Below are 23,952 nucleotides of genomic sequence, written 5' to 3'. Positions count from 1 at the left end.
AAAGGATTGGGGGAAATGGATAAAATGAAGTTTGGAATGAATTTGAAAAGTCTAATTGGTATTTTTATAGTCTTCTCTCTAATAGTAAAGCCTTCACAGGGTTCGGCTGCTTCTGTAGATGAAGTGTTCAGGATCGTTGATAAAGGCGGAACCATATACAACTACGACCCCTCTGGTAGATTAACGGAGAGTCAAACTCGTAGTGCAATTGTCAAAAACAAATACGACTTGAATGGTAACATGGTAACCCGAAAATCGGTAGCGAGAAGTCTGACACAGTGGCAGTTGGGAAACGGACTTGGCTCCAATACTCAATTCGTCAATGATGTGAATGGTGATGGGAAGGCGGATGTGGTTCTCTTTTTCAAGGATACGGGAACGTGGTATGTCGCTCTGTCGAATGGTCAAGGAATTAAAGGTTACCAGAGATGGATTGCAGGCCACGGAGTGGGATCGGATGCCCAGTTTCTGGCCGATGTGAATGGAGATGGTAAAGCCGATGCTGTTATTGTGAATTACGGAAATTGGTATGTGGCACTGTCCAATGGCAGTGGGTTTGAAGGTTATAAATTATGGGTGGCTGGGCATGGAGTGGGGGCTAGTGGTTTGTTCCTGTCAGATGTGAATGGGGACGGTAAAGCAGATGCAGTTATCGAAAATAGCGGAAGCTGGTATGTATCTCTTTCTACAGGTCAAGGATTCCAGGTCTATAGTAAATGGATTGAAGGATATGGTGTAGGAGCTTTTAAAGAATTCTTAGCTGATGTAAATGGGGATGGTAAAGCAGATGCCGTTGTATTTTACGAACAGGAAGGTTCTTGGTACATAGCATTATCTAATGGAAGGGGATTCGAAGGGTACAAAAAATGGATAGAAGGCCACGGCGTTGGTTCAGCGGATCAGCTAGTGGCAGATGTAAACGGGGATGGTAAAGCAGATACCGTGATCGTTAATAATGGGAATTGGTATGTAGCTTTGTCAGGAGGTAGTTTCTTTAAAGCGTATGATAAATGGTCGACAGAAGGTGCCGTGGGAAGAAATGTGTATTGGTTAGCTGATATTAATGGGGATCGCAAAGCAGATATTGTTCACTACAATGAAGAGAGCGGAGAATGGAGCACATCATTATCAAGTGGTCAGAGCTTCCAAAATTATAAGGAGTGGTCACTGGAGGGTGGATCAGAGGTTTTCTCTCAGTTTGTATCTGATGTGAATGGTGATGGGAAGGCGGATGCGGTTCTCTTTTTCAAGGATACGGGAACGTGGTATGTCGCTCTGTCGAATGGTCAAGGAATTAAAGGTTACCAGAGATGGGTTACCGGCCACGGAGTGGGATCAGATGCCCAATTTTTGGCCGACGTGAATGGAGATGGTAAAGCCGATGCGGTTATCGTAAATTACGGAAGTTGGTATGTAGCGTTATCAAATGGCAATGGGTTTGAAGGTTATAAATTATGGGTGGCTGGGCATGGAGTGGGGGCTAGTGGTTTGTTCCTGTCAGATGTGAATGGGGACGGTAAAGCAGATGCAGTTATCGAAAATAGCGGAAGCTGGTATGTATCTCTTTCTACAGGTCAAGGATTCCAGGCCTATAGTAAATGGATTGAAGGGTATGGCGTAGGAGCTTTTAAAGAATTCTTAGCTGATGTAAATGGAGACGGGAAAGCTGATGCTGCTGTTTTCTATGAACAGGAAGGTTCTTGGCACATAGCATTATCTAATGGAAAGGGATTCGAAGGATACAAAAAGTGGATAGAGGGCCATGGCGTTGGTTCAGCGGATCAGATAGTGGCAGATGTAAACGGGGATGGCAAAGCGGATGCCGTGATCGTTAATAACGGGAATTGGTATGTTGCATTATCAAACGGAAGTAGCTTTACAGGCTATGAACCTTGGATTACGGGGTTTGGTGGTGTCGGGTCAAAATTATATAGGTTAGCAGACATTGACGGAGATCGCCGATTAGAAGCGATAGTGATAACCATCGATGACTCTTGGTATGTGTGGGATTATTTATCTGGCTCTAATTGATTAGAAAGAAAATGGGTGTGAATAAGGAGTGAGAGATTTCAATGACCTTCAGTATAAAAAAGAAAATAATATTTCTTCTTGCCTTATGTCTAGTCTTCAATTTAGTTGGTTTGTTCAGTTCCGATTATATGGAGGCGGATGCAAGTACCAGTACAGACAATTTAGTTGAAAACTCTGGTTTTGAAGTAACCACTAATGGCAGTAGTATAGCCGATAGCTGGGTCTCACATGGGATTGGGAGTTTCGAAGTTATCAGCTCAAAGGTCTCTGGAGGAAGCAAAGCACAGAAGGTTTCCATGAGTAACTTGCCGACGAATCATTTTGCCGGAGTAAGCCAAACCTTATCGGTGAAACCTGGGCAACCGTATAATATGAACGGGCGATTTTATATTGAGAGCATATCCAATGCTAAAGTGCAATTATACGCAGACTTCTTTAATGCAGGGGCTTTTGTGGATAGTAAGATTTTTGAAATGCCAAGTCAGGCGACAGGACAATTCGTTACTTTAGGCGGAACTGGCAGTGTGCCGGAAGGAGCTACAACGGTTGTGATTTATGCTTTGATTCGTTCTAGCTCTGATGTCAATTCCGGTGCTTTTATTACGGACAATATTTCTTTTCAATATACTAATGATACTAATCTAATTGTTAATTCAGACTATGAGAACTTTTCAAACACGCTTGCCAACTCAGACGATTGGGATTATACGACCTCTTATAACCCGACATTTAGTTCTGTGGCCTATCCATCCTTAAGTGGAGCCAGAGCTCAGAAAATGAAAGTTTCGTCTCTGCCGGTTAATGGATATGCGGGCATCTTGCAAAAAATCAAGGTCGATCCGGGTAAGTCATTCCAAGCAAGTGGCGCATTGTTAATAGAAAGTCTATCGAATGCGAAGGCTCAAATTTATATTGATTTTATGAGCTCTTCTGGCAACTATACGGGGACCACTATTCTAGAATATGCTAAACCGACTAATGGCATATACATGACTTTATCTGATACAGGTCAAATTCCTAAGGATACCACTTATGCCGTTATATACGTAATCATTCGAGGGACAGGGAACAATGGCTCAGGAACCCTGTATGTAGACTCCTTGAATTTTCATTATATAAATGAAGCGAACCTATTTAATAATGGGAATTTTGAAGCACTTGGTTCTAACAGCTTGGGGAGCGGATGGCTGCCCAGTTACGGGAATGATAACCACACCTATAAATTAGTTTCGGAAAGCTACGGGAATACCGTTCAGCAAATCGATGCATCGAATATAAAAGCTAATGAGTATGTTGGAATCAGTCAGATGTTAAAAGTTGTACCTGCTAAAAAGTATGCGATGAGCGGCAGATTAAAGGTGGATCGTATCAGCAATGCCAAAGTACAACTGTATGCGGATTTTTTTACAGGCTCAGGTGCGTTTATTGATGCGAATATTGTAGAATTGCCAGCTACCACTCAAGGTGGATATATCACAATATCTATTACTGGAACAGTACCTTCTAATGCGGATTATGCCCGTGTCTACGCTATCATACGTGCTACCAGTGGGGGCGGGGCGGCCAGTATTTATGTAGATGATATGAGATTTAGTTATAGTTCCAACTTAATAGATAACTCTGACTTTGAAGTAAGTAATTACGGGGCGGAAACACCGCTGAACTGGACGATTCATAAGCCTTCAGGAGTAGACGATACAATTCGGCTAATTGAGAATAGTCCGCCTAAGGATGTAATTACAAATTCATATTCGGCAGCGGGACGTTTGCTTAACCAGACGCTTATAAAAGGAAACCAGACATATAACACTTCCTACAATTATGATCTGAACGGAAACTTAAAGAAGAAGTCAACGGTAATAGGGACGCTTGAGGCATTTCATGATCAAAAGTCAGTGGAAGTCAGGGGGTTCGGAATTCCTGCTAATCAATTTGTTGGCGTTTCTCAGACTCTGCGTGTAATTCCTGATAAGTCTTATATGGTTTCAGGCAATATCAATATTAGCATGTTGTATCAATCCAGGGTGCAGATGTATATTGACTTTTATGCTATGGATGGGTCATTCGTCTCCAGCAACATTAAAGATATAACTGAAGCAAATGGAAAGTATACGTTACTGACGAACCAGGGAATAACTCCAAATAAAGCTGTATTCGCAACTGTATACTTTCTGATCAGATCTGCTGGAGATTCTGGAGCGGGGACATTCTATCTTGATTCGGCTAGTTTTGATTATAGATGAAATGATTTTTTATAGGAATATAGGAGAGTATAAATTGTGTTGAAAAATTTAAATCAGAGAATGGGGAAAAGAATGAGTTATAGGAAGAGTTCACTTGGGGGAATTGTTGTATTTGTAATTTTTCTTGTTGGCTATTTCTCAAATGGTAATTTGATTTTTGCTGATAATGGTAAGAATCAAGAACTTCAATACTTTTATAATCAGAATCGATTGGACTTTATTTATTCAGAAGACAATTCATATTTAGATTTCTACTATGATCGGAACGGAAACTTGATAAATAAAATACATAGGGAGTTTGAAGGGTTTGAAAAGGGTAACATCTCGGCAACCAGCTTCATGCCTTTAATAGGTACGCTGTCGATGACCCAAGAGCCAAGTAAAGTTGTAAATGGTGCGTATTCAGCGTACGGGGTCGGGGAAAAGAATGTGGAATGGACCGTGTTTATGATTTCAAATTTCAATAAGTTCAAACTTGAACCGAATACGCCGTATAGTGTGACGTTTAACTACAAAATAGTAGATAAACCAGCCAATGGAGGGTATTTTGACTTCTTTGTAAGGAGCTTAACCGGTAATGGAAAGGATGATGTGGGTTGGCTGACTTGGAATGAGGCCATCGGAACTAAGGGAAGTAAAAAGGTAGAGTTTGTGACTGGAGCGAACAGTGATTATTTTCTGAACTTCGGGATGCGTTATGGTGGGGCTATTTCTATTGATGATATTAAAGTTACGAAGGAAGCGGAATCGTTTGAAAAAGGAGACATTACAGCGACCCAGTATATGCCTCTAATAGGTACATTGTCGATGACCCAAGAGCCAAACAAGGTTGTAAGTGGAGCATATTCAGCATATGGGGTCGGGGAAAAGAATGTGGAATGGACAGTGTTTATGATTTCAGATTTCAATAAGTTTAAACTCGAACCGAATACGCCGTATAGTGTGACGTTCAACTATAAAGTAATAGATAAGCCAGCCAATGGAGGGTATTTTGACTTTTTTGTAAGGAGCTTAACCGGTAATGGAAAGGATGATGTGGGTTGGCTGACTTGGAATGAGGCCATCGGAACTAAGGGAAGTAAGCGAGTAGAGTTTGTGACTGGAGCGAACAGTGATTATTTTTTGAACTTCGGGATGCGTTACGGTGGAGCTATTTCTATTGATGATATTAAAGTTACGAAAGAAGCGGAATCATTTGAAAAAGGGGATATTACAGCCACCCAGTATATGCCTCTAATAGGTACGCTATCGATGTCCCAAGAGCCAAGCAAGGTTGTAAGTGGAGCGTATTCAGCATATGGGGTCGGGGAAAAGAATGTGGAATGGACAGTGTTTATGATTTCAAATTTCAATAAGTTCAAACTTGAACCGAATACGCCATATAGCGTGACGTTCAACTATAAAGTAATAGATAAACCAGCCAGTGGAGGGTATTTTGACTTTTTTGTAAGGAGCTTAACCGGTAATGGAAAGGATGATGTGGGTTGGCTGACTTGGAATGAGGCCATCGGAACTAAGGGAAGTAAGCGAGTAGAGTTTGTGACTGGAGCGAACAGTGATTATTTTTTGAACTTCGGGATGCATTATGGTGGGGCTATTTCTATTGATGATATTAAAGTTACTAAAAGGTCGCTACAGTAGACAGCAATTTTACACCATGGATTCGTCTTGTTTCTTATTCGAACCAACTACACAATGACTGCTTCAGTCTTGTTCTTTAGTCAATTGAACAGGCGCTAACGATATTTTTTGACAATGGAATATTCAATAGACGGGGGTATGACTTATAAAAAAATATGTATTAATTTATTAGCATTTGCTTTATTTATTAGCTCTCAGACTGCCACAGCAATGAAATACACTTATTCAAGAACAGGTGGTTTAAGTCTAATACGAATATCAGAAGAGAAGTATATGAATTTTCAGTATGATAACAACGGTAACTTAATTGGAAAGAAAAACTTAAACTGCAAACCATCAGAATACAAACTATTGAATGTGAATAGCAATAAGGCACTTGATGTATACGCAGGAAATAGTGTGAACGGAACCAAAGTTCAAATAGAAACAGATAACGGAACAGATGCACAGCGGTGGTTGCTCTGTACAACCGGAAATAGCCTTTTTAAGCTGATTAATATTAATAGTGGGAAGGCACTTGATGTAGCTGGTGGAGAAACATCCAACGGAACCAGGGTTCAGATATGGAATGATAACGGAACCGACGCTGAGGTATGGCGCGTAGTTGAACAAGGGGACGGTTCATATGAACTAATAAATATCCATAGCAATAAAGCTCTGGATGTTGCAAATGGTGACACAGCGAATGGAAGCCCTGTACAGATATGGGCCTCTAACGGAACATCCGCACAGAAGTGGAGACTCATTAAAGCGATAAGTAATGGAACAGAATACAAAATATTAAATGCTGGTAATGGAAAAGCCTTGGATGTCACAGGAGGAAATACCGCCGACGGTACTCCTATTCAGATATGGACCCATAATGACACCGCATCCCAAAGATGGAGAGTCTATGATACTGGGGGCAATAACTATAAGTTAATTAATGTGAATAGCGGCAAGGTACTGGATGTGGATGGTGGAGGTACAACTAATGGTTCTGCTATTCAAATTTGGACGGATAACGGTACAACCGCTCAACAGTGGGAATTTAGAGAGAATGCAGATGGATCCATTAGTTTCATCAATGTGAACAGTAATAAATTGCTGGATATAACAAATGGAGAAAATGATGATGGTACCCGTTTGCAGATATATGAGGATAACGGAACAAGTTCGCAAAAGTGGAGATTGATTAGATAGCTAAGAACTTAGAATATCTAAAACATAGTTCAAGACAGGGTGTGTTTTATTTGAGAAGAATTTTCTTGATATTTGTTTTTTTATTAACTTTAGGTGCAAGTCATGCTTATGCTTATCCCATTAATGAGAATATCAATGGAGGATTTGAGCAGGATCAAAACAACAATAACCTTCCTGATTTTTGGGAAACCGTTTGGAGAAACGGAACCAGTGCTCTCTCAAGTGCTTCATTAGAAAGTTTCGAGCCAGCTGAAGGGAAGTATCATTTTAGACTGTTCAATGGTAGGGGAGATAAAAATTCATATATGTACGCTTTGTCGAATCCGGTTACTATCGAAAAAGACCATTTGTACAAAATTAATGCTTTTATGAGATATACACTGCCTGTTGGAAGAGCAAGCATAACGATCATTGAAACTGACCGAAATAGGAATATTGTATATGAATCCAATCGTTCTTTCTCTAACGGCGCATGGCAATGGCACGATAATTTCTTATATCTAGCCCCCCAGGCCAATACAGAATACATACAAATCCGCTTTGAAGTAGGGGGAGAAGAAAATGCCTATTTAGATATCGATAAGGTCAATATTGATTCTATTGAAATGAATGAGAGTTTTGAAAATGATTTTAATCATAATAATCTACCTGATTACTGGGAAACAGCATGGAGAAATGGAACGAGCAATAATTCGAGTGTCTCCAAACCAGGTTATGGTCCCATTGAAGGATCCTATCATTTAAGAATGTACAATGGAACAGGAGATCCGCAATCCTTTGTTTATTCACTATCGGACCCCGTCCCTGTTAGTGCTGGATCTTCATATGACTTGAGTGCTTTTATGAGATATATACCTTACCAGAAGGCTGGGCGGAAATAACCATTATTGAAGTGGATAGCAATGATCGTGTTGTTACCGAGTATGGAAGAAGTATGAATAACGGTGGGTGGAAATGGCATTATCATTCAGTTTTAATTACTCCTAACTATCAGACCAGTTACATACGAATACGTTTTGCTGTAGGGGGAGAAGAGAAAGCTTATTTGGATGTTGATCAACTTTCTTTGAAAAGAGTTGCAAATCCGGCGGCATGGAAAGTAGATATACCGAGTCAAAATCAAATACGCTACTTCTATGATGCTAACGGCAGGCTTCAATATGTGCTGCTGGCTAATGGTAAGATTCTCGCATTAAAATATGATAAAAATGGATCGCTGATTAAGAAAGAAGTATTATGATCCTATTTTTGTGAAATTAATCAACATAAGACAGGGGAGTTTTAGAGTGAAGTCTAATCAAAAAACAAAATCATTATTCATTTATGTCCTATCCTTGGCTATACTATTTAGCGGATTTCCTAACCTCATGGGGAAAGCATCAGCTAACCCTGCTACGACAACTGCATCCAGAAGCACAGCAGAACTAGCCAAAAGCAGTCCTTCTCCCTCCCCTTCAGCGCTGCCTGTCTCAAGCCTAGGAGCACTGGAACCTGAACCTACCACAATGCCCATGTTGAGTCCAAGTGTAACTTCTGCGCCGGATAGCTTGGAGCCTTCTAACGCAATTGAGCCCCAAGCGTCGATTGCTTCTCAAAGAAGCATGCAAGCGACGGAAATTAAGGCGTCCGAGGGTTATGATATTCTGAACGACCCCGAACTGAGGGCAATATTTCAAAAGTATCTCGAGCACTATGGTGATCAGGAGGTGCAATTCGATCCGAAGTTTATTCAACCCTTAGTAGATGAAGGAGCCTCCGCTCAGGATATCTATATTATCGCGTTGTTATATCAAATGTATGCTCAAGATCCGGGGGAACTCTGGAAACAAAAACAAAGCGTGCAAGAATCCTGGATTGAACTGGAACAAAAGTTAGAGAAGAATCGTCAAGCTCTCGTTCCCGGTAATGTCACCGCAGACGTGTATGTGCAGCGTGAGGGCCGGATCAGAGTTGAAAAGCAAACAGTAAAAGCTGTGGTTTACGAAGAAAATCCGCTGATCTCATCCGAGCAGTTCCGTATCGAATCTAAGGTTTTGAGTGCACTTAGTAGATCGATCAATGATGCTTTGAGTCAGCTGGGACTTAAGGATAAATATCAAACGTTTAATCAACAATTCTCCAACCAGAATCATTCTACGGAAAGCATTGATCCCATTACCGGAATGCTGACCTGGAGAAATACACAGATTAGCCTGCCCGGAAAGGATGGTATGGATCTTAATCTAGGTGTTATTTTTCAATCCAATGCTATGAGTCAGTTTTACCCCGCAATAACGTATGACTATGATGAAGGGAGAAGAGTCAATACCGGAGCTTTGGATAATACCCAATTCCATAACTATCTTGGGCTCGGCTGGACGTTCAACGTCCCCACAATAAAGAATCCTGGTTACTATAGTGACGGGCAGGGAAGTCAATATGAGATCATGTATGTCAGTCCCCAAGACGGCTCTACGCCCTATTATACTTTAAAAGACTATCCTACCGGTGGCGTCAAAATCGAATACGGGATGAATGGTAGTACGACTATTCATTTTCCAGATAATTCTGAACAATATTTCACTTCTGATCTGACGATCTTATACGACCGGTTTGGCAATGCCATCAGCTATAATTATAATTCTGAAGGGAACATTTCCTATATTAAAGATACTATAGGAAGAAGAATACAGTTTGAGTATCAAGCAAAGATTGATGCTAAAACACCTAACATTATTGTGAAAGTGCTGGATGATAATCAGGCAGTCGTCAAGGAAGTTAAATATTTCGAGCAAGGGTTGGGTTACAATGGCGCTAGAGGACTTCGGCGTATTGAACAGACCGCAAATGAAAGCATCCAATTTGAGTTTTACCAGTATACGCAAGAATTTGATTACATGAGTAAGACTATTCCGAACAGACAGTCTCTTGAGATTAGTGAGTACATGTTGAAGCGGGTTCAATACAATGAATCTTCGGAGACCGTCTACAATTACGAATATGGACTTCATAATTTATCTGTAGATGGGGTGATTCAAAAATCGAGAGTCAGCGGCCGAAGTGACCGGATTCTCCGGAAATCACAATCTCCTTATGAAGTGAATCGACAATCCATTCATTATAGCGGAGACTACAGTGCCTATGGAACGGGTAGTGATCCGGAAAATGTGCCGGCAGGATACCAGTTTTCAACAGCTGTCTCATCACTGGATACCCAGGGGAATGTCCAAAAAATTACGACGACAACATTCAACCATCTGAAACAGCGAATCAGCGAAGAGAGCAAAATTGTGGCCGGGAATCAAGCGGGACAACGGGTAGTGACATCATATGCCAACTTTTCGGATACGTACAAGTTCAAGCCAGCCGTAATCGAAGAGCGGACCTATGAAGGCGAGGGAGACAGCAATCCGAATGTTATGTATACCGACTTGACCTATGATGCCATGGGTTATGTATTGACCCAAACCTTGCCTTTACCTCCTGAGAAGCGTAACGATAATAGTATTAAGCTCAAATACACTCGCAGTTATCAGTATGATCCAGTCTTTCATTTTGTCAGTTCAACGAATGGGTACGCCAATGAAAGCGACGCGGCCCCTTTATCCGAGACCACAACCTATACTTCGGAAGGAAGAATCGAACAAAGTGTAAATGCAAAGGGGGAAATCACAAAGTACTTTTATGCTAAAGATAACAGCGCTTTTACCGTTACGGCAGAACGATGGTCCGAAGGGCGATTGGTCTCGAAAGTAATGACAGTGTATGGAGAAGCTAATTATAAATATGCCTATCCTACAGAAACGAAGCAATGGTTCAACATAGGGCAACCCAATGAACAAATCATACAATCCCAAATGAGTTATTATAAAGATAGCGGTCTGCTCAAAAGCGAGACGAACAGTGCCAATCAGACAACGGAATACTTCTATGACGAACTTGGGCGAGTAGTCACTGTGAATAAGCCGAATTTCAGGAATGCATCCGGCGAGCTCTTCTCGGAGAAAGATGAATATACGTATAAATATAATCAAGTCTCCACTCATTTTGACGAGGTTAATGCAGATACAAACAGTTTTGTAGTCGATACCTTCCATACGCTTAAGAAGGTCGTGGATGGAAGTACACTAACGGACCACCGTATTCAATTCTATAATGGTCTGGGACAGACGCTCTTAGATGAACGCTATGATCCCAGCGCAGAAAGATTTACGCAAACCCAATATCACTACGATGAGTGGATGCGTCCTGTCTATGTGAAAGATGCTGCGGGGAATACGCTGTCGATGCGCTATGACGGATGGGGCAGACAGAATAAAGTGACGAACGCTGATGGGAATCAGGTCGTAAGCGATTATTCACCAAAGGCAAGAAGGAGTACTAGTTATATTCAAGACATCACGACAACCGAAAAGTTCAACTATGCCGAAACAAGTTTTGATGCATGGGGAAATCAGATATCAGCTTCGACCTACAAAGATTGGCCCAACCAGCAACAGAAAATTACTGAAACATATCGTTACAACCTGATGGGAAAGGTCACGGGGTATACTGACCCAAATCATAATCTGAATGAAGACGGGGTAACCACCTCCTTTACCTATGATGCCTTAGGCCGGTTAACCAACCTGAAAGATGCCTTGAACCAGACAACGAACTACAGCTATGACGGGAACGGTCAAGTAACCAAGGTTACGATTCAAGCCAAAGGCGGTACTCCGCAAACTCTAAATACAAAGAGCTATAACGAACTGGGTCTGCCTAGCATCAAGCAGGACGGTGCTTCGCAGAGTGAGAGCTACACGTATAATAATCTGGGGCAATTGGCCGCCAAAACCGACCGTAATGGCAGTTCATTCGGGTATGTATACGATGAGAGTGGTCAGTTGAAAACCAGCACAATTCGTGGGAACATTAATAATGTAGTACAAACCCAGGAAACCAAAATGATTTTCGGTGATGGCAGTCTGGATAAACAAACGGTCCTCACCTCGATGAATGGAGTACAGACCGCTTCACATACCCAAATCCAGAATAGTCTGGGGCAAGTACGCAGTGTATATTCGGAGTCGGGTGCGCATACCGCCTGGATGGGTAACGAACTCGATGTTTTAGGGCGAATGAAACGGATTACAGACAACTATATGGGCTTCTCTGCAAATTACCAATACCAGAAGGAACGGCTGGACAAAGTTCAGACGAATGGAAGCTCGACCTTAAATAGCGATCCTTCTGTAAATGCCCAGTACAGTTATTATGCGAATAACCAGATTCAGCGGATTGTCTATCCGACACTGACGGATGGCAGCCAGTTGATTACGACCTATACGTATAATAAAGCACTCGGCTGGACGGAATCGATGAGAAATACAAAGGGAAGCGGAAGCCTGTCCAGTTACAACTACAGCTATGACAACAACGGGAACCGGATCTCCGTCAGCGAATCACGCAACGGAGCGGCTGCTCAAACAACGAATTACGCCTACGATGCGCTGAACCGGTTGATTTCGACCACCCGTCCGGATGGCGGTCAAACCACGTATACGTATGATGTGCGGGGCAACCGCCTAACCTTGTCTGATATGAGCACCGTAAGCCTGGATTCTGCTGATACCAGCTACACCTATGACTTGCAGAATACATTAACAAGCGTCACCAAAGGCGGAACCAACATTATCTTCAAATACTACGCTGATGGAATGCGTTCGATGAAAATTAAAGATAACATCCAGACCCAAGTGAACTACAATTTCCAGGGTCAAGTGATCTCGGAAGAGAAACTCGTCAATGGTGGTTTTGTAGAGCAAGCGAATTTTGTGCGCGGCGACCGGGTGTTGGTGAAGAAGGATAAAAAAGCGGCTAAGGATTATTACTACCTGTACAACGGCCATGGTGATGTGGTGCAGATCGTCGATACTAACGGAACAGTAGTGAACAACTACGCCTATGACGAGTGGGGGAATATTACTAGCCAGTTGGAGGGGACGTCTAATTCCTTTAAGTATACCGGAGAGATGTATGACGATGAGACCGGACTGTATTACCTGCGGGCACGATACTATGACCCGAGTATGGGACGGTTTTTAAATGAGGATACATATGAAGGGCAGATTGATAATCCGCTGAGTCAGAACCTTTATACGTATGTGCATAATAATCCGTTGATTTATAATGATCCTACTGGTCATGTTAGTTCAAAAATAAGATCCTACTGGTTTGCAGTAAAACATCCAAAAATAGCAAAAGCAATAGGTGAAGTAACAACTGGAAAAAGAAGTACGAATATCTCAACCGTCGCAGTAAGATTTGCCACAAATGATCTAGGTTTGAAAGAAAATGCAGAACATGCAGGTTCTCAAGTTAATGCTTACAGACATGCTTTTTGGCAAGCGATGATTTCAGCTGAATATGGTAAATCAATTGCAGAAGAGGTAGGAAATGCACACGAAGAAAAACCAGATGCAAATTTGAATAGAACCACATTTGATAAATTGCTAGATGCCGATCAGTCAATAGATTTACTGAATAACATTGCTGGAAGGGCAATAGGTTCTACTTTTAGTAAAGGTGCTTCGAGAAAAGACATAGCATTAGCGACTTTAGAATATTATCATGTCTCTGGACTCTACGTGGCCGTTCCGCAAACCTTTGGTACAACAATTGTATACTCAATTACTTTACAAAAACTATCAGATCAAGAATATGAAGTGGCAAAAAAAAGGATAACTAAGCTCGATAACGATGGATTTGCTGCAGACCAATAAATTTTTGAAAAGGGTTAGCTTGTATTTGAAGGGAGAAATATGATATTAATGTATAATTATTCTATAAAGAAATTTGTATTTGGAATATTGATTCTGGCTTTTTTTACTTTAATACTATCAAGTTGTCAAAAGGAGAAATCATTAAGTGATCAAATTATGCGCACTATAGATGATGAATGCGGTTTGGGTAAGGTTTGTGATATTTCACTTGAAGAGATTACTACATTTAAGTGGGACAAGGTGGTTATTTTTCAGGTAGGAAGTTCAAGTAAGGAAATTAGTGATGCTTTAGGTTTTAAATATGAAGGTTCAACTGATTTAATGAGTGGACTTATTTTTGCATTAGATAACAAAATAGTTTATGAAGAGATGATCCCATATCAAACTGAACGTCCTAATAACTTACAAGTATTTATAGACAAAAAAGCTAATGAGCCCAACAATGTAGTTCTGAACTTCAATGATGCTAAAATGAAAGGAAATAAGGATCAGGTGGACGATATTACTTATTATTCTATTAGTGTGAATAAATAATGAGTAATAAAACCACTTTGATGATTTATGGGATTGCTCCCCAAATGTGAGACAAATCAAAATACCTGCGAAGGAAAACTCTGACCTGTGGTATAGAGAAATCCTTGCAGGTTTTTTTATTGACAACTAGAGAGATATATTCAATATGAGATGTAAGCCATTGGGTACAGCATGATAAAGTAAACAGGAGGAGGTATGAAGGCGGGTTATGTCTAAACTTAGATAATGACTCGTTAAGATATAAATGCTTTAGAAACAGTAGGGGCTATAGAACTACCGCTTATCTAAAAGAATGGCATTTGATTGCTTTATTTGGTTACAAGTATGAGTATGTAAAATAAATATAATAAAGGAAAAGATCTGTATACTTATGTGGGTAACAATCCACTGATACATGTTGACCCGACAGGGCATTTCGTGGAAACTATAGTTGATGTAGCGAGTATGGGTTATAGTGCTTATGAATTTTACAAACATCCTTCTTGGAAAAATGCTGGATTTTTTCTATGGGATTTAGGCTCTGTGTTTCTTCCATTTGTTCCCGGTTCATATGTAGGAAAGACACTATCGACTATAGAAAAGTTCAGAGAAGCAAAAACTGGTGTATGGGCACTTGGTTTTTCTAAGAGAGGGTATGAAATTGAAAGAGCATTAGGTGGGATGGTAAATAATTTCCCGACTATAGATAAATTCATTCAAGGGAAAAATGGGATAGCAAAGAGTGTCACCAGTATTAAATCCCTAGACATCACTGGTAAGACATATGCTAAAGAAAACAAATTATACAGTACATTAATGAATTATGTTAACAAACTGGAGGATTTCGGCACCACTACTTATGGGGGGTTAACAGTAAGGGTGAATTCCCAAACTAATAAAATCTTAGAGCTTGCTTTACCACCGGTACAGCTTACTAAAAGTCAATCTAAAGAATTAGATAAGGCAATTGCTGACGCTAGTAAGCAAGGCATACAAATAATCGTTAAAATAGTTGAATAGGAGTGAGTCAATTGAATTTTGATTTCAAAGATGTGACAGTTTATGTAGATAAGAGTAATGACCTGTTCTTTGTGCCGCATGGAATATGGGTAGTTCATAATGTTACTGCTGAAATTAACAGTATTGTAGAGCTAAAACATCCTTATGGTACTGAAGAACTTCAATCTGTCATAGAAGAAAGTTTTAAACGATGCTATTCACAGGAAGTCGATAGTGATTTTCCAAAGATTACTGCAATAGAGAAGCACTTAAAAATAAAGGGTTACAAGAAAGCAATTAAAAACAAGAAAGTTGTTAATTTACATTGGGATGAGGAAGGTTATCAAGTTACACCCACTACGTATTCAGATAAGAAGGGATATGTTCATCAAGAGGAAAACACCTTTTTCTTGGGTAAAGAATTAAATGAGTTTTCTCTAGCGGAGACATTGCTAAAGGCAATAAGTCTTTCGGAAATCTAATTTTAATATCCATTCTTGCCACATGTGAGATTGCTACATGTGGTTTTTCTTTTGACTTAATGTTTGACATTCTGAGTATGGCGATATATAATCAATCTCGTAAGGCATACTTAGTATGGCGGTGATTAAGATGATAGGATTACAATTTATAGCTGATACGTTTCACATGGAGTACAAATCGGTAGCAGAAGCCATCGGGGTTTCCAAACAAACATTTCAGGACTGGATCAAGGAAAGACGGAAGATACCCGAACCACGTCTTGAGCAATTGTCTGAGTTATTTGGGATCGAGGATAAGACCCTATTCCAGAAGGAGTTGCTTCCATCTGAAAAGTCGGAAATTCTTATGGTTTACTTAACCAAAACAGATGAACATGAGGAAATCGAAATTACCAACTTTGATGATGACGGAAACGAGTACACTACAACACAGCACTATTCGCAGCATTTTAGCCTTCTTGAGTATGTTCAAGCAGGACAAAAAAGAGAAAGATTGATCGAACAGGTAAGTTCCTTGCTGAATACTGATCCAATCAACGAAGGCGCAAATTTCAATCTTTTAGAAGATGCAGTTGCGGTAATCCAAGAACAGAATCGTAATAAAAAGACAGCATTTGAACTGGTCTTATATTATCTCGTTCACCGGGATAACGAATGGGGAGTACATCCCGATTATGCAAAATACGAACAGAAACAGTTCTTTGAAAAGCTTGACAAGTTGTTTGAAGAAACAGGAATTAAACCTTAATGAGGTGGTGAGCACGATGAAAAAGATAGACACAAGTTGAACAATAGCCCGACCCCGGATGAGGGTTCTCGTTCTTATAACATCTCCAATCACATCCAATATTTTAGACTACTAGAAGTGAAAGAAGGTTTCATATGTTTGACACTATCATACTGAAAGCAAAACCTATTCCTATTGATCCAACTATATTGAATCAATATAATGTTAAGTCAACTACATTCTTAAGCAAAGAAACAGGTGCATTGAACACAAGCTATACGTTAAAGGGTGAAAAGTTACCATACATGAAGTATATGGAGAGTAGCCAAACACTCACAGTACAAGTATCCATGCCGAAGTTTCTATATGGAGACAACGTTACGATGCTCACAGAAGCAGATATCCCCTTGTTCTTTGAACAATTGCAAGACAGGCTGCTCCAACTCTTTGATGTGTATATTCCACACTCTGAATGGATAATAAGCCGATGTGATGTCTGTTGCAATTTTCAAGTAGGTAAAAAGGTCAGTGAATATGTGCGGATGCTAAGTGGGCAGCAGCTTGCTTATAAGAATACAATAGCATACAACCAAGAACAGACCGTTGAATACCGGAACAAGAGCAGCAGAATTATGTTTTATGATAAGTATAAGCAAACTCGAAAGGAAGAAGAATCAAACGAGATTATTGAACGTTCTAAAGGTATCCTTCGACTAGAAGTTCGACCTAGCGACAATGATCTGAGAAGGTTCTCGCCAACGAGGAAGGCTGTAGAATTATTCCAAAAACCATTCTTTGACTACACGATGGAGAGGGCACTTGCGCAGATTGAGTATCCAGAGGAAGTCAGCGATATGGATTTGTCTTGGCTAATGGAGAACAGAGAAAACATATCCAAGATCGAAACTGTTCTTGGTTTCCGACTGCTGCAAAGCATGTTTGATGAATCCGTATTAAGGCAGCTTTATACATCGTCTACGTATGCCAATCGCAAAAACTTGGCAAAAAAAATAGCAATCCCCCAAGGGAACTGCCTAGATCGTCTTGCTATAAATAGCTAGAAGACACATCCTCACCGACGGACACGTTATTTTGCCGATAACGATAAAAAGTCCAACATGCTGGATGAAATAAAAATAACATAGTCTCTATTGTACTTGAAAATAAAGAGATTTCAACCCCTACCTTCCGGAAAATGTTCACCATTACGATAGGAAAACACCCGGGGGTGGTTTACATCAAAAAGCATGATTCTTATTGAGGAATAGGGCGTAGCACATCCAGCGTCCGACCCGACTTGTATTTAGAAACCTTAAGCTTCAGCATCTTCAACAATCAGTTCATGGATGGAGATGTCTAGGGCTTCACATATCGCTTCCAGCGTTCGGATATAGACTCTGTCTACTGAATCGGAACAGAGATGATTGATCGTACTTGGACGTAGGTTCATTTGTCGGGCAAGTTGTCTTTGTGACATTCCACGCTGATCTAATATATCTTTTAATCGAATCTTTATCTTCATGTCTTCCTCCATCATTCCAGCAGCTAAATATAGAAAGATTATATCATGAAGTTGTCTGGAAAATCATTGAATGTAACTCTTAAAGGTTATATAATCATAATGTGGAACTGTTAAGAGTTACACTGATTACAATTTCCGTAACGATGTAGGATTATACATGAATGTCATAGGCTATGCACGGGTCAGTACGCAAGGTCAGGTGAAGGATGGCTACAGCTTGTCCTACCAGCAAGACGAGATTCGGTCGTACTGTGAGCAGCAGAGATGGCACCTGGTTCAGGTTTTTACAGACGAGGGCATCAGTGGGGCGAAAGTGGACGAGGAAGCCTTAGAAGTCGAACGAGAGGGCTTCCAAGACATGCTGACCTATATATCGGGTCACAAGGTGGATTACGTTGTTGTTCTGAACACAAGCAGATTATGGAGAAGTGATATTGTCAAAGTCCTTGTCCATCGGGAGCTGAAAAAGCGCAATATCGACATTCGGAGTATTGAACAACCAACCTATAGTATTTTTAAGAAAGATCCATCTGACTTCTTGATTAACGGTTTGATGGAATTGCTGGATGCTTATCAGCGGCTAGAGATTGCTATAAAGCTGGGACGTGGACGTAATAAAAAGGCTTCCGAAGGCAAGTTTGCAGGTGGAGGTATTCCTTTTGGTTACAAAGGGAAGCGGGGATCAAAGCAAATGTTCATTGACGAACAGAAGGCATCCACGGTTCAGCGGCTATTTGAATTGAAAGATAAACATCCTGAATGGTCATTGTCGGCTTTAGCTGAGAAGTTAAATGAAGAAGGATTCACAACAGAACAAGGGAAGAGGTTTACCAAAGTACAGGTCAAACGAATTCTAGATCGTAAAGCATTTTACCAAGGAACGTATCGTTATGGGCAGATCGAAGCAGATGGTAAACATCAAGCGATCTTACAGTCTGGGGGAATGTGCTTGTGACGATATTACAAGACAATTATGAGTTGCTGGTGGAGCAAGAAAATCAGCTTCTAACAAGTCTCCGAACCACTGCCGCTTACGAAAATGCCATTTTTCAAATTACACATGAACAAGCTGCGGAAATTGACTTACCGACAGCGGAGAGAATTATAGATAAGATTCACGAATACACAGAAGAACTGCGGCTAGACCTGCTTTATGTACGTCTGGAGAAGTCACATGTTGCTGGGATGTTAAAACTTACAGCTTTCTAAGCATTATCGAAAACAAGAGATTGCTAACGTATCTTTGCGGCATCGACCGCTCGAACTGAGGATGCAAACTTGTTTATCCCTAATGTTTTCGCCACTCGTTTGAGTGGTTACTAATGGGCTGGATACATACAGATCAAGCGATAAGGACAGCAAAGATTCTTGAATGTAACGAATCGAATCCATTAATAACCATTCAAATACAGAGGGAGCAAAAGAAAATGATTGAACAGCAGAATCTAATCTATGTAGGAGTTGACCTGCATAAACAACATCATACAGCCGTCATTATTGACTGCTGGAGCAAGAAACTAGGGGAACTAAAATTCGATAACAAGCCGTCTGCCTTTCCCTTGCTGCTTAAAGAATTAAAAAAGTACATCAAGAAGGGCTTGTCCGTTGTCTATGGACTGGAGGATGTTGGAGGTTACGGCAGAGGGCTTGCCGTGTATCTGAAAGACAATCGTTGCTGGGTGAAGGAAGTGAATGCAAAACTCGCTAACGCCAGACGAAAGAGCCATGTGACTGTTCAGAAGTCGGATAGCTGGGATGCGGAATGTGTTGCCAAGGTGCTCAGAGACGAGTTGGAGCGTCTGCCGGATGCCCAGCCCGTTGATCTGTTCTGGGCAATTAGCCAGCTTGTGACACAGCGCAAATGGTTGTCTAAGATTTTAACGGAAGCGGTAAAAAAGATGCATCAGCAGATTAGCTATTCCTATCCCAGTTACAAAAAGTTCTTCTCTGAAGTAGAGGGGAAAACGGCGCTTGCCTTCTGGGAAACCTACCCTTCACCCTATACTTTGAAGGACATGTCTGAGGAAGCCCTTGCTGCCTTCTTGCGAAAGCACAGCAACAATGGATTGTCTCATAAGAAGGCTAATCAAATTCTTACTCTGATCGACGCAGATGGAGAAACGTATCGGGATTTTCAGGATTCAAGAGATTCAGTTGTGGTGAGTCAGGTGGAATCCACTCGGTTTTTCCAAGAACAATTGGTCAGTATCGAGGGTAAGATTGAGCATTTGATGCAGCAGCTTGGTTTCCAGCTTGAATCCATGACAGGGATCAATGTGGTGACAGCAGCACAGCTTGTGGCAGAGATTGGCGATATTCACCGGTTCTCTTCCTCCGATAAACTTGCCCGATTCGCTGGCATTGCACCAGTCATCGTAGGTTCAGGTAATAAGTTTCGAAATTGTAAGAGTAAGCAGGGCAATCGGGTATTACATGAGATTATTAAGAGCCTTGCGATTCGTCAGATTGGTGTCACCCGTACCAAGAGGGAGCCAAAGAATGCCTATTTTCATGCTTATTATGAGCGAAAGATAGCAGAGGGGAAGACGAAACAGCAAGCGATTGTGTGCTTAATGAGGAAGCTGGTAAATATCATCTACGTCATGATGAAGAAAAAGTCAGCCTACGTGATGCCAGATACACCTGCACAGCAGGCGGGATGATAGAATGGGTGGTAGTTGGGATTGTATTCTCAGTTGCCACCTTCTTTATTCAAAGCTCCGCTTTATAAACTAGGATACGGTTGAGGGGCAGATTGATAATCCGCTGAGTCAGAATTTGTATACGTATGTGCATAATAATCCTTTATTTTATACAGATCCAACGGGACATGAGGCATTACCCAAAACGGTTGAGGAAATAATAAGAGATTTTAAAGTTATCACTGGTGGAGCAGCTTCTGGAGCAAAAAAAAGTTCAAGAACAGGACTAGTAGGTACAGTAATTTCGGTATTTATGAGTGCATTGCTAGCAGCAACGCCTGCAGGTGAAGATCAGCAATATATCAACACAAAAGTTGCGGAAAGTTTAAATATGTCCATACTTAGTGTACAACAGGCAGAAAAATTAAAAGAAGATGGTAGTAAAAATATTGTATTCAGGGCACTTAGTCAATATGATGTTGGTAATTTAGTTGCTGGAAGAGGAATTGTTTCCAAGCATACTCCACCGCATAGAGAATGGTCATTACTTGAACATATACTTGATGGTGGTAAGAAGATGGATGGAAAGGATATTTCTATGGGATTTGATCCTTGGATTGCAACAACTAGAGATATTCAGATAGCACTTAAACGGTTTAATAGTGGTCATGGAATAGTTGTCATTGACTTAAATAAAGTTCAATCTATAAAAAAATCTGCACAATATGAATTTATGGGTGTTTACGAACCATTTGGGGCTGAGTATGCAGCGGAAATGGCAGCAAATGATAGTGAGGTTTCAGTATATAAGTATATTCCAATAAATGCGATAGTGGGGTTGATACCATGAAAAATGAAATTGAACTAATCAATGATATTTTAATGAGTATTCATAAAATTGTAGTTTTTATGAGGAAAGAAAGGATTATACCTAAAGATCAATTATTAATTTTACTGAGTGATTTAGAAGATTATAGTATGATATCAAGTGAGAAAGAGTTTATATCAAAAAAATTAGCTTATGATTTATTTTATTTATACAACTGTGTAATTAGTCAACTGTCATTTCAAGAAGACAAAGAAACAAGTTTAGTCACTGAACTATACATGAAAATTTCTTCGGTTTTCAATAAGGGACTTTATCAATGAATTTTTCACCGTCTGTATTGTTTTTTATAAATAGTTTTAGAACATGAATCTTGTTAAGGATCAAAATAATTGAAGAAATTTAATGCAATTTTTAAAAATTCTAGCTTTGTTCTGAACAACATGTGAGTATCCCCTCCACGTGGTTTTTTGTGAAAGAGAGTTTCACATTCACAGTGCCCGGGCGGTTAGCGGCTAAATAAACCTCAGCGGGAGCTGCTTTTGTATACGCGCATGACAAAACGGGACAGCCTATTAAGAGGACCATCAAGAGAAAATCTAAAACATCCAGCAGACACTCGAAAGACTAATAATAGTTCGAAAAATGAAAATACTGATAAAAATGATATTAAATAATCTTAAAAAATAAATGTAAGTTATGAATATGATGCCAACGGGAATCTGATCTGGAAGATTAGACAGTTATTAATATAAAAACAGAGGAGAATTCAATAATGGTAAAAAATAAAATAATTATTTCTGTGTTCTTTATATTCATTTTAGTAATATTAAGTCCTTACACAAATCATACATATGCCAATACTTCCTCTATTCAATACTTTTATGACTCATCTGGTAGATTAGATAAGAAATGCGAGACCTCTATAACCTGTCAGTTGTTTAAATATGATCACAATGGAAATTTGTTAAGTAGAGGAAAATCTCGTTCCATGCCTTTTTCTAATTCGGATTTTGAGAATGGGATGGAGGGGTGGTTCATAAACAATGCAGTAGGAGGAGATTCAGCAATTGACAATACAATCTATTATTCTGGAAATCATTCGCTAAAGGTTAAAGTAGCATCTTCGGGAGATCAGTATCAGTTTAAAGGCGTGAGCTATGGTAGTGATATAAGTGGGAGACAGTTCTCTATTTCTGCATATCTCAAAACCTCAGGAATGAATGTAGGCGGTGTGAAGATTCTAACTTATTGGTCGGATGCAAATAACAGCTTGATATGGGCAAATATCCGACCCTCGAATTCTGTTAAGGGTACGACCGAATGGACTCGTGTGGAGACAACCGCAATAGTCCCTTATGGTGCTCAAAGCCTAATCATACTTGTTCAGCCAACAGTGGGGAGTCAAGGTTATTATTGGTTGGATAAAGTTGAAGTGAATGAGCTTGTTTCACCTGCAATCATGTTACCAAACCCTAGCTTTGAAGAGGAAGCAGACAACTGGATTATTAATGATGGTAATGCTGGATCTTCTGCGATCGTCAGTACAGAGAAGCACACCGGTAGCCATTCACTAAAAGTTAAGGTAGCATCTTCAGGAGATCAACATCAATATATCAGTAAGGATTTTAATACGGATATAACGGGCCGGCAATTTACAATCTCGGCTTTTATCAAAACTGAAGCTTTATCGGGCGATGGAGTGAAAATATTAACATACTGGCAGGATGAGAATGGCTGGATCTGGAGTAATATTCTCTCCTCCAATATGATCTCAGGTACAACGGATTGGAGTAAAGTAGAAGTAACTTCAATTGCACCATATGGAGCAAAACAACTGACGCTATTAGTTTTGCCTACCACTAATGGACAAGGGTCGTATTGGGTGGATAGTATCGAAATGTCAGAGTCTAAGTCACCAGCCTTAAAATTACTGAATCCCAGCTTTGAAGAAGGGAAGACGGGATGGGTAATTAATGATGCCAATGGAGGGTTCTCAGTTATTGATTCAACATCAAAAATTACCGGGACCCAGTCTCTAAAAGTAAAGCTGGCTTCTTCTGGAGATCAATTTCAGTATAACACTTATGATTTTGGTAGAGATATTAGCGGTAAACACTTTACCATCTCAGCTTATGTAAAGACGGAAGGCGTTTCAGGAAATGGGGTCATGATTCTTACTTATTGGCAAGATGGGAATGGTTGGATCTGGAGTAATATCTCTTCTTCTAACTTGATCACTGGAACTTCAGATTGGAGCAAGCTAGAAGCAACGGGGGTTGCACCATTAGGGGCAAGAAAATTATCAGTACTTGTTCTACCTACGATCAATGGACAAGGTTACTATTGGGTGGATAATGTACAAGTGAAACAGGTGATGAATTGAATGCATATAACTGGG

At 40.3% G+C, this 23,952-nt stretch carries 19 protein-coding genes; 18 read left to right on the top strand and 1 reads right to left on the bottom strand.

The window, feature by feature from the left end:
• Nucleotides 1-15 precede the first annotated feature (15 nt).
• From NSU18_RS06725 to NSU18_RS06670, 12 genes are all read left to right on the top strand, one after another.
• Nucleotides 16-2,031, top strand: coding sequence for an FG-GAP repeat domain-containing protein (locus NSU18_RS06725; RefSeq protein ID WP_341148597.1), 2,016 nt, complete (start codon nt 16-18; stop codon nt 2,029-2,031).
• Between the two features lie 41 nt (nt 2,032-2,072).
• Nucleotides 2,073-4,274 carry a hypothetical protein gene (locus tag NSU18_RS06720; protein WP_341148596.1) on the top strand — a complete coding sequence of 734 codons (2,202 nt, stop codon included), beginning with the start codon at nt 2,073-2,075 and terminating at the stop codon, nt 4,272-4,274.
• Between the two features lie 36 nt (nt 4,275-4,310).
• Nucleotides 4,311-5,915: a hypothetical protein gene (locus NSU18_RS06715; RefSeq protein WP_341148595.1), complete on the top strand. Its 1,605-nt coding sequence runs from the start codon at nt 4,311-4,313 to the stop codon at nt 5,913-5,915.
• A gap of 138 nt (nt 5,916-6,053) precedes the next feature.
• On the top strand, nt 6,054-7,097 hold the full coding sequence (locus tag NSU18_RS06710) for an RICIN domain-containing protein (RefSeq protein ID WP_341148594.1): 1,044 nt from the start codon (nt 6,054-6,056) through the stop codon (nt 7,095-7,097).
• 50 nt (nt 7,098-7,147) lie between these two features.
• Nucleotides 7,148-7,978 (top strand): hypothetical protein, encoded by an 831-nt coding sequence (locus NSU18_RS06705; protein WP_341148593.1) that lies wholly within the window; start codon nt 7,148-7,150, stop codon nt 7,976-7,978.
• A gap of 11 nt (nt 7,979-7,989) precedes the next feature.
• Nucleotides 7,990-8,337 carry a hypothetical protein gene (locus NSU18_RS06700; protein WP_341148592.1) on the top strand — a complete coding sequence of 116 codons (348 nt, stop codon included), beginning with the start codon at nt 7,990-7,992 and terminating at the stop codon, nt 8,335-8,337.
• Between the two features lie 46 nt (nt 8,338-8,383).
• Nucleotides 8,384-13,840 (top strand): RHS repeat domain-containing protein, encoded by a 5,457-nt coding sequence (locus tag NSU18_RS06695; RefSeq protein WP_341148591.1) that lies wholly within the window; start codon nt 8,384-8,386, stop codon nt 13,838-13,840.
• A gap of 48 nt (nt 13,841-13,888) precedes the next feature.
• Nucleotides 13,889-14,374: a hypothetical protein gene (locus NSU18_RS06690; RefSeq protein WP_341148590.1), complete on the top strand. Its 486-nt coding sequence runs from the start codon at nt 13,889-13,891 to the stop codon at nt 14,372-14,374.
• A gap of 372 nt (nt 14,375-14,746) precedes the next feature.
• The gene (locus tag NSU18_RS06685) at nt 14,747-15,373 is read left to right on the top strand and encodes an endonuclease toxin domain-containing protein (protein WP_341148589.1); all 627 of its coding nucleotides are present in this window, start codon (nt 14,747-14,749) and stop codon (nt 15,371-15,373) included.
• An 11-nt stretch (nt 15,374-15,384) separates the two neighbouring features.
• Nucleotides 15,385-15,834, top strand: a complete 450-nt coding sequence (locus NSU18_RS06680; protein WP_341148588.1) for a hypothetical protein — start codon at nt 15,385-15,387, stop codon at nt 15,832-15,834.
• Between the two features lie 166 nt (nt 15,835-16,000).
• Nucleotides 16,001-16,582, top strand: a complete 582-nt coding sequence (locus NSU18_RS06675) for a helix-turn-helix domain-containing protein (RefSeq protein WP_341148587.1) — start codon at nt 16,001-16,003, stop codon at nt 16,580-16,582.
• A gap of 134 nt (nt 16,583-16,716) precedes the next feature.
• On the top strand, nt 16,717-17,622 hold the full coding sequence (locus NSU18_RS06670; protein WP_341148586.1) for a hypothetical protein: 906 nt from the start codon (nt 16,717-16,719) through the stop codon (nt 17,620-17,622).
• Between the two features lie 251 nt (nt 17,623-17,873).
• On the opposite strand, the gene NSU18_RS06665 is transcribed toward NSU18_RS06670, so the two are convergent.
• Nucleotides 17,874-18,083, bottom strand: a complete 210-nt coding sequence (locus NSU18_RS06665) for a helix-turn-helix domain-containing protein (RefSeq protein WP_341148585.1) — start codon at nt 18,081-18,083, stop codon at nt 17,874-17,876.
• A 157-nt stretch (nt 18,084-18,240) separates the two neighbouring features.
• Between NSU18_RS06665 and NSU18_RS06660 the strand changes: the two genes are divergently transcribed.
• From NSU18_RS06660 to NSU18_RS06635, 6 genes are all read left to right on the top strand, one after another.
• Entirely contained in the window at nt 18,241-19,038 is a 798-nt protein-coding gene (locus NSU18_RS06660) for a recombinase family protein (RefSeq protein ID WP_341148584.1), read from the top strand.
• Nucleotides 19,035-19,292, top strand: coding sequence for a hypothetical protein (locus tag NSU18_RS06655; RefSeq protein WP_341148583.1), 258 nt, complete (start codon nt 19,035-19,037; stop codon nt 19,290-19,292). Before NSU18_RS06660 ends, NSU18_RS06655 begins: the two co-directional genes overlap by 4 nt.
• 218 nt (nt 19,293-19,510) lie before the next feature.
• The gene (locus NSU18_RS06650) at nt 19,511-20,746 is read left to right on the top strand and encodes an IS110 family transposase (protein ID WP_341148582.1); all 1,236 of its coding nucleotides are present in this window, start codon (nt 19,511-19,513) and stop codon (nt 20,744-20,746) included.
• Nucleotides 20,747-20,861: 115 nt separating this feature from the next.
• On the top strand, nt 20,862-21,575 hold the full coding sequence (locus NSU18_RS06645) for a hypothetical protein (RefSeq protein ID WP_341148581.1): 714 nt from the start codon (nt 20,862-20,864) through the stop codon (nt 21,573-21,575).
• Nucleotides 21,572-21,874: a hypothetical protein gene (locus NSU18_RS06640; protein WP_341148580.1), complete on the top strand. Its 303-nt coding sequence runs from the start codon at nt 21,572-21,574 to the stop codon at nt 21,872-21,874. The genes NSU18_RS06645 and NSU18_RS06640 overlap by 4 nt, the downstream gene beginning before the upstream one ends.
• A gap of 452 nt (nt 21,875-22,326) precedes the next feature.
• Nucleotides 22,327-23,937 carry a hypothetical protein gene (locus NSU18_RS06635; RefSeq protein ID WP_341148579.1) on the top strand — a complete coding sequence of 537 codons (1,611 nt, stop codon included), beginning with the start codon at nt 22,327-22,329 and terminating at the stop codon, nt 23,935-23,937.
• Nucleotides 23,938-23,952: the final 15 nt, after the last annotated feature.

Source organism: Paenibacillus sp. FSL H8-0048 (assembly GCF_038002825.1).
Lineage (GTDB): Bacteria > Bacillota > Bacilli > Paenibacillales > Paenibacillaceae > Paenibacillus_AQ.
The sequence above is the reverse complement of the archived record's forward strand: the minus strand, read 5'-3'. Positions and strand labels throughout refer to the sequence as shown.

Excerpts from the sequence above, each read along its gene's own strand:
- NSU18_RS06725 (WP_341148597.1), top strand. The coding sequence starts at position 16 with ATGGATAAAATGAAGTTTGGAATGAATTTGAAAAGTCTAATTGGTATT.
- NSU18_RS06720 (WP_341148596.1), top strand. The coding sequence starts at position 2,073 with ATGACCTTCAGTATAAAAAAGAAAATAATATTTCTTCTTGCCTTATGT.
- NSU18_RS06710 (WP_341148594.1), top strand. The coding sequence starts at position 6,054 with ATGACTTATAAAAAAATATGTATTAATTTATTAGCATTTGCTTTATTT.
- NSU18_RS06690 (WP_341148590.1), top strand. The coding sequence starts at position 13,889 with ATGTATAATTATTCTATAAAGAAATTTGTATTTGGAATATTGATTCTG.
- NSU18_RS06675 (WP_341148587.1), top strand. The coding sequence starts at position 16,001 with ATGGAGTACAAATCGGTAGCAGAAGCCATCGGGGTTTCCAAACAAACA.
- NSU18_RS06670 (WP_341148586.1), top strand. The coding sequence starts at position 16,717 with ATGTTTGACACTATCATACTGAAAGCAAAACCTATTCCTATTGATCCA.
- NSU18_RS06665 (WP_341148585.1), bottom strand. The coding sequence starts at position 18,083 with ATGAAGATAAAGATTCGATTAAAAGATATATTAGATCAGCGTGGAATG.
- NSU18_RS06660 (WP_341148584.1), top strand. The coding sequence starts at position 18,241 with ATGAATGTCATAGGCTATGCACGGGTCAGTACGCAAGGTCAGGTGAAG.
- NSU18_RS06650 (WP_341148582.1), top strand. The coding sequence starts at position 19,511 with ATGATTGAACAGCAGAATCTAATCTATGTAGGAGTTGACCTGCATAAA.
- NSU18_RS06640 (WP_341148580.1), top strand. The coding sequence starts at position 21,572 with ATGAAAAATGAAATTGAACTAATCAATGATATTTTAATGAGTATTCAT.
- NSU18_RS06635 (WP_341148579.1), top strand. The coding sequence starts at position 22,327 with ATGGTAAAAAATAAAATAATTATTTCTGTGTTCTTTATATTCATTTTA.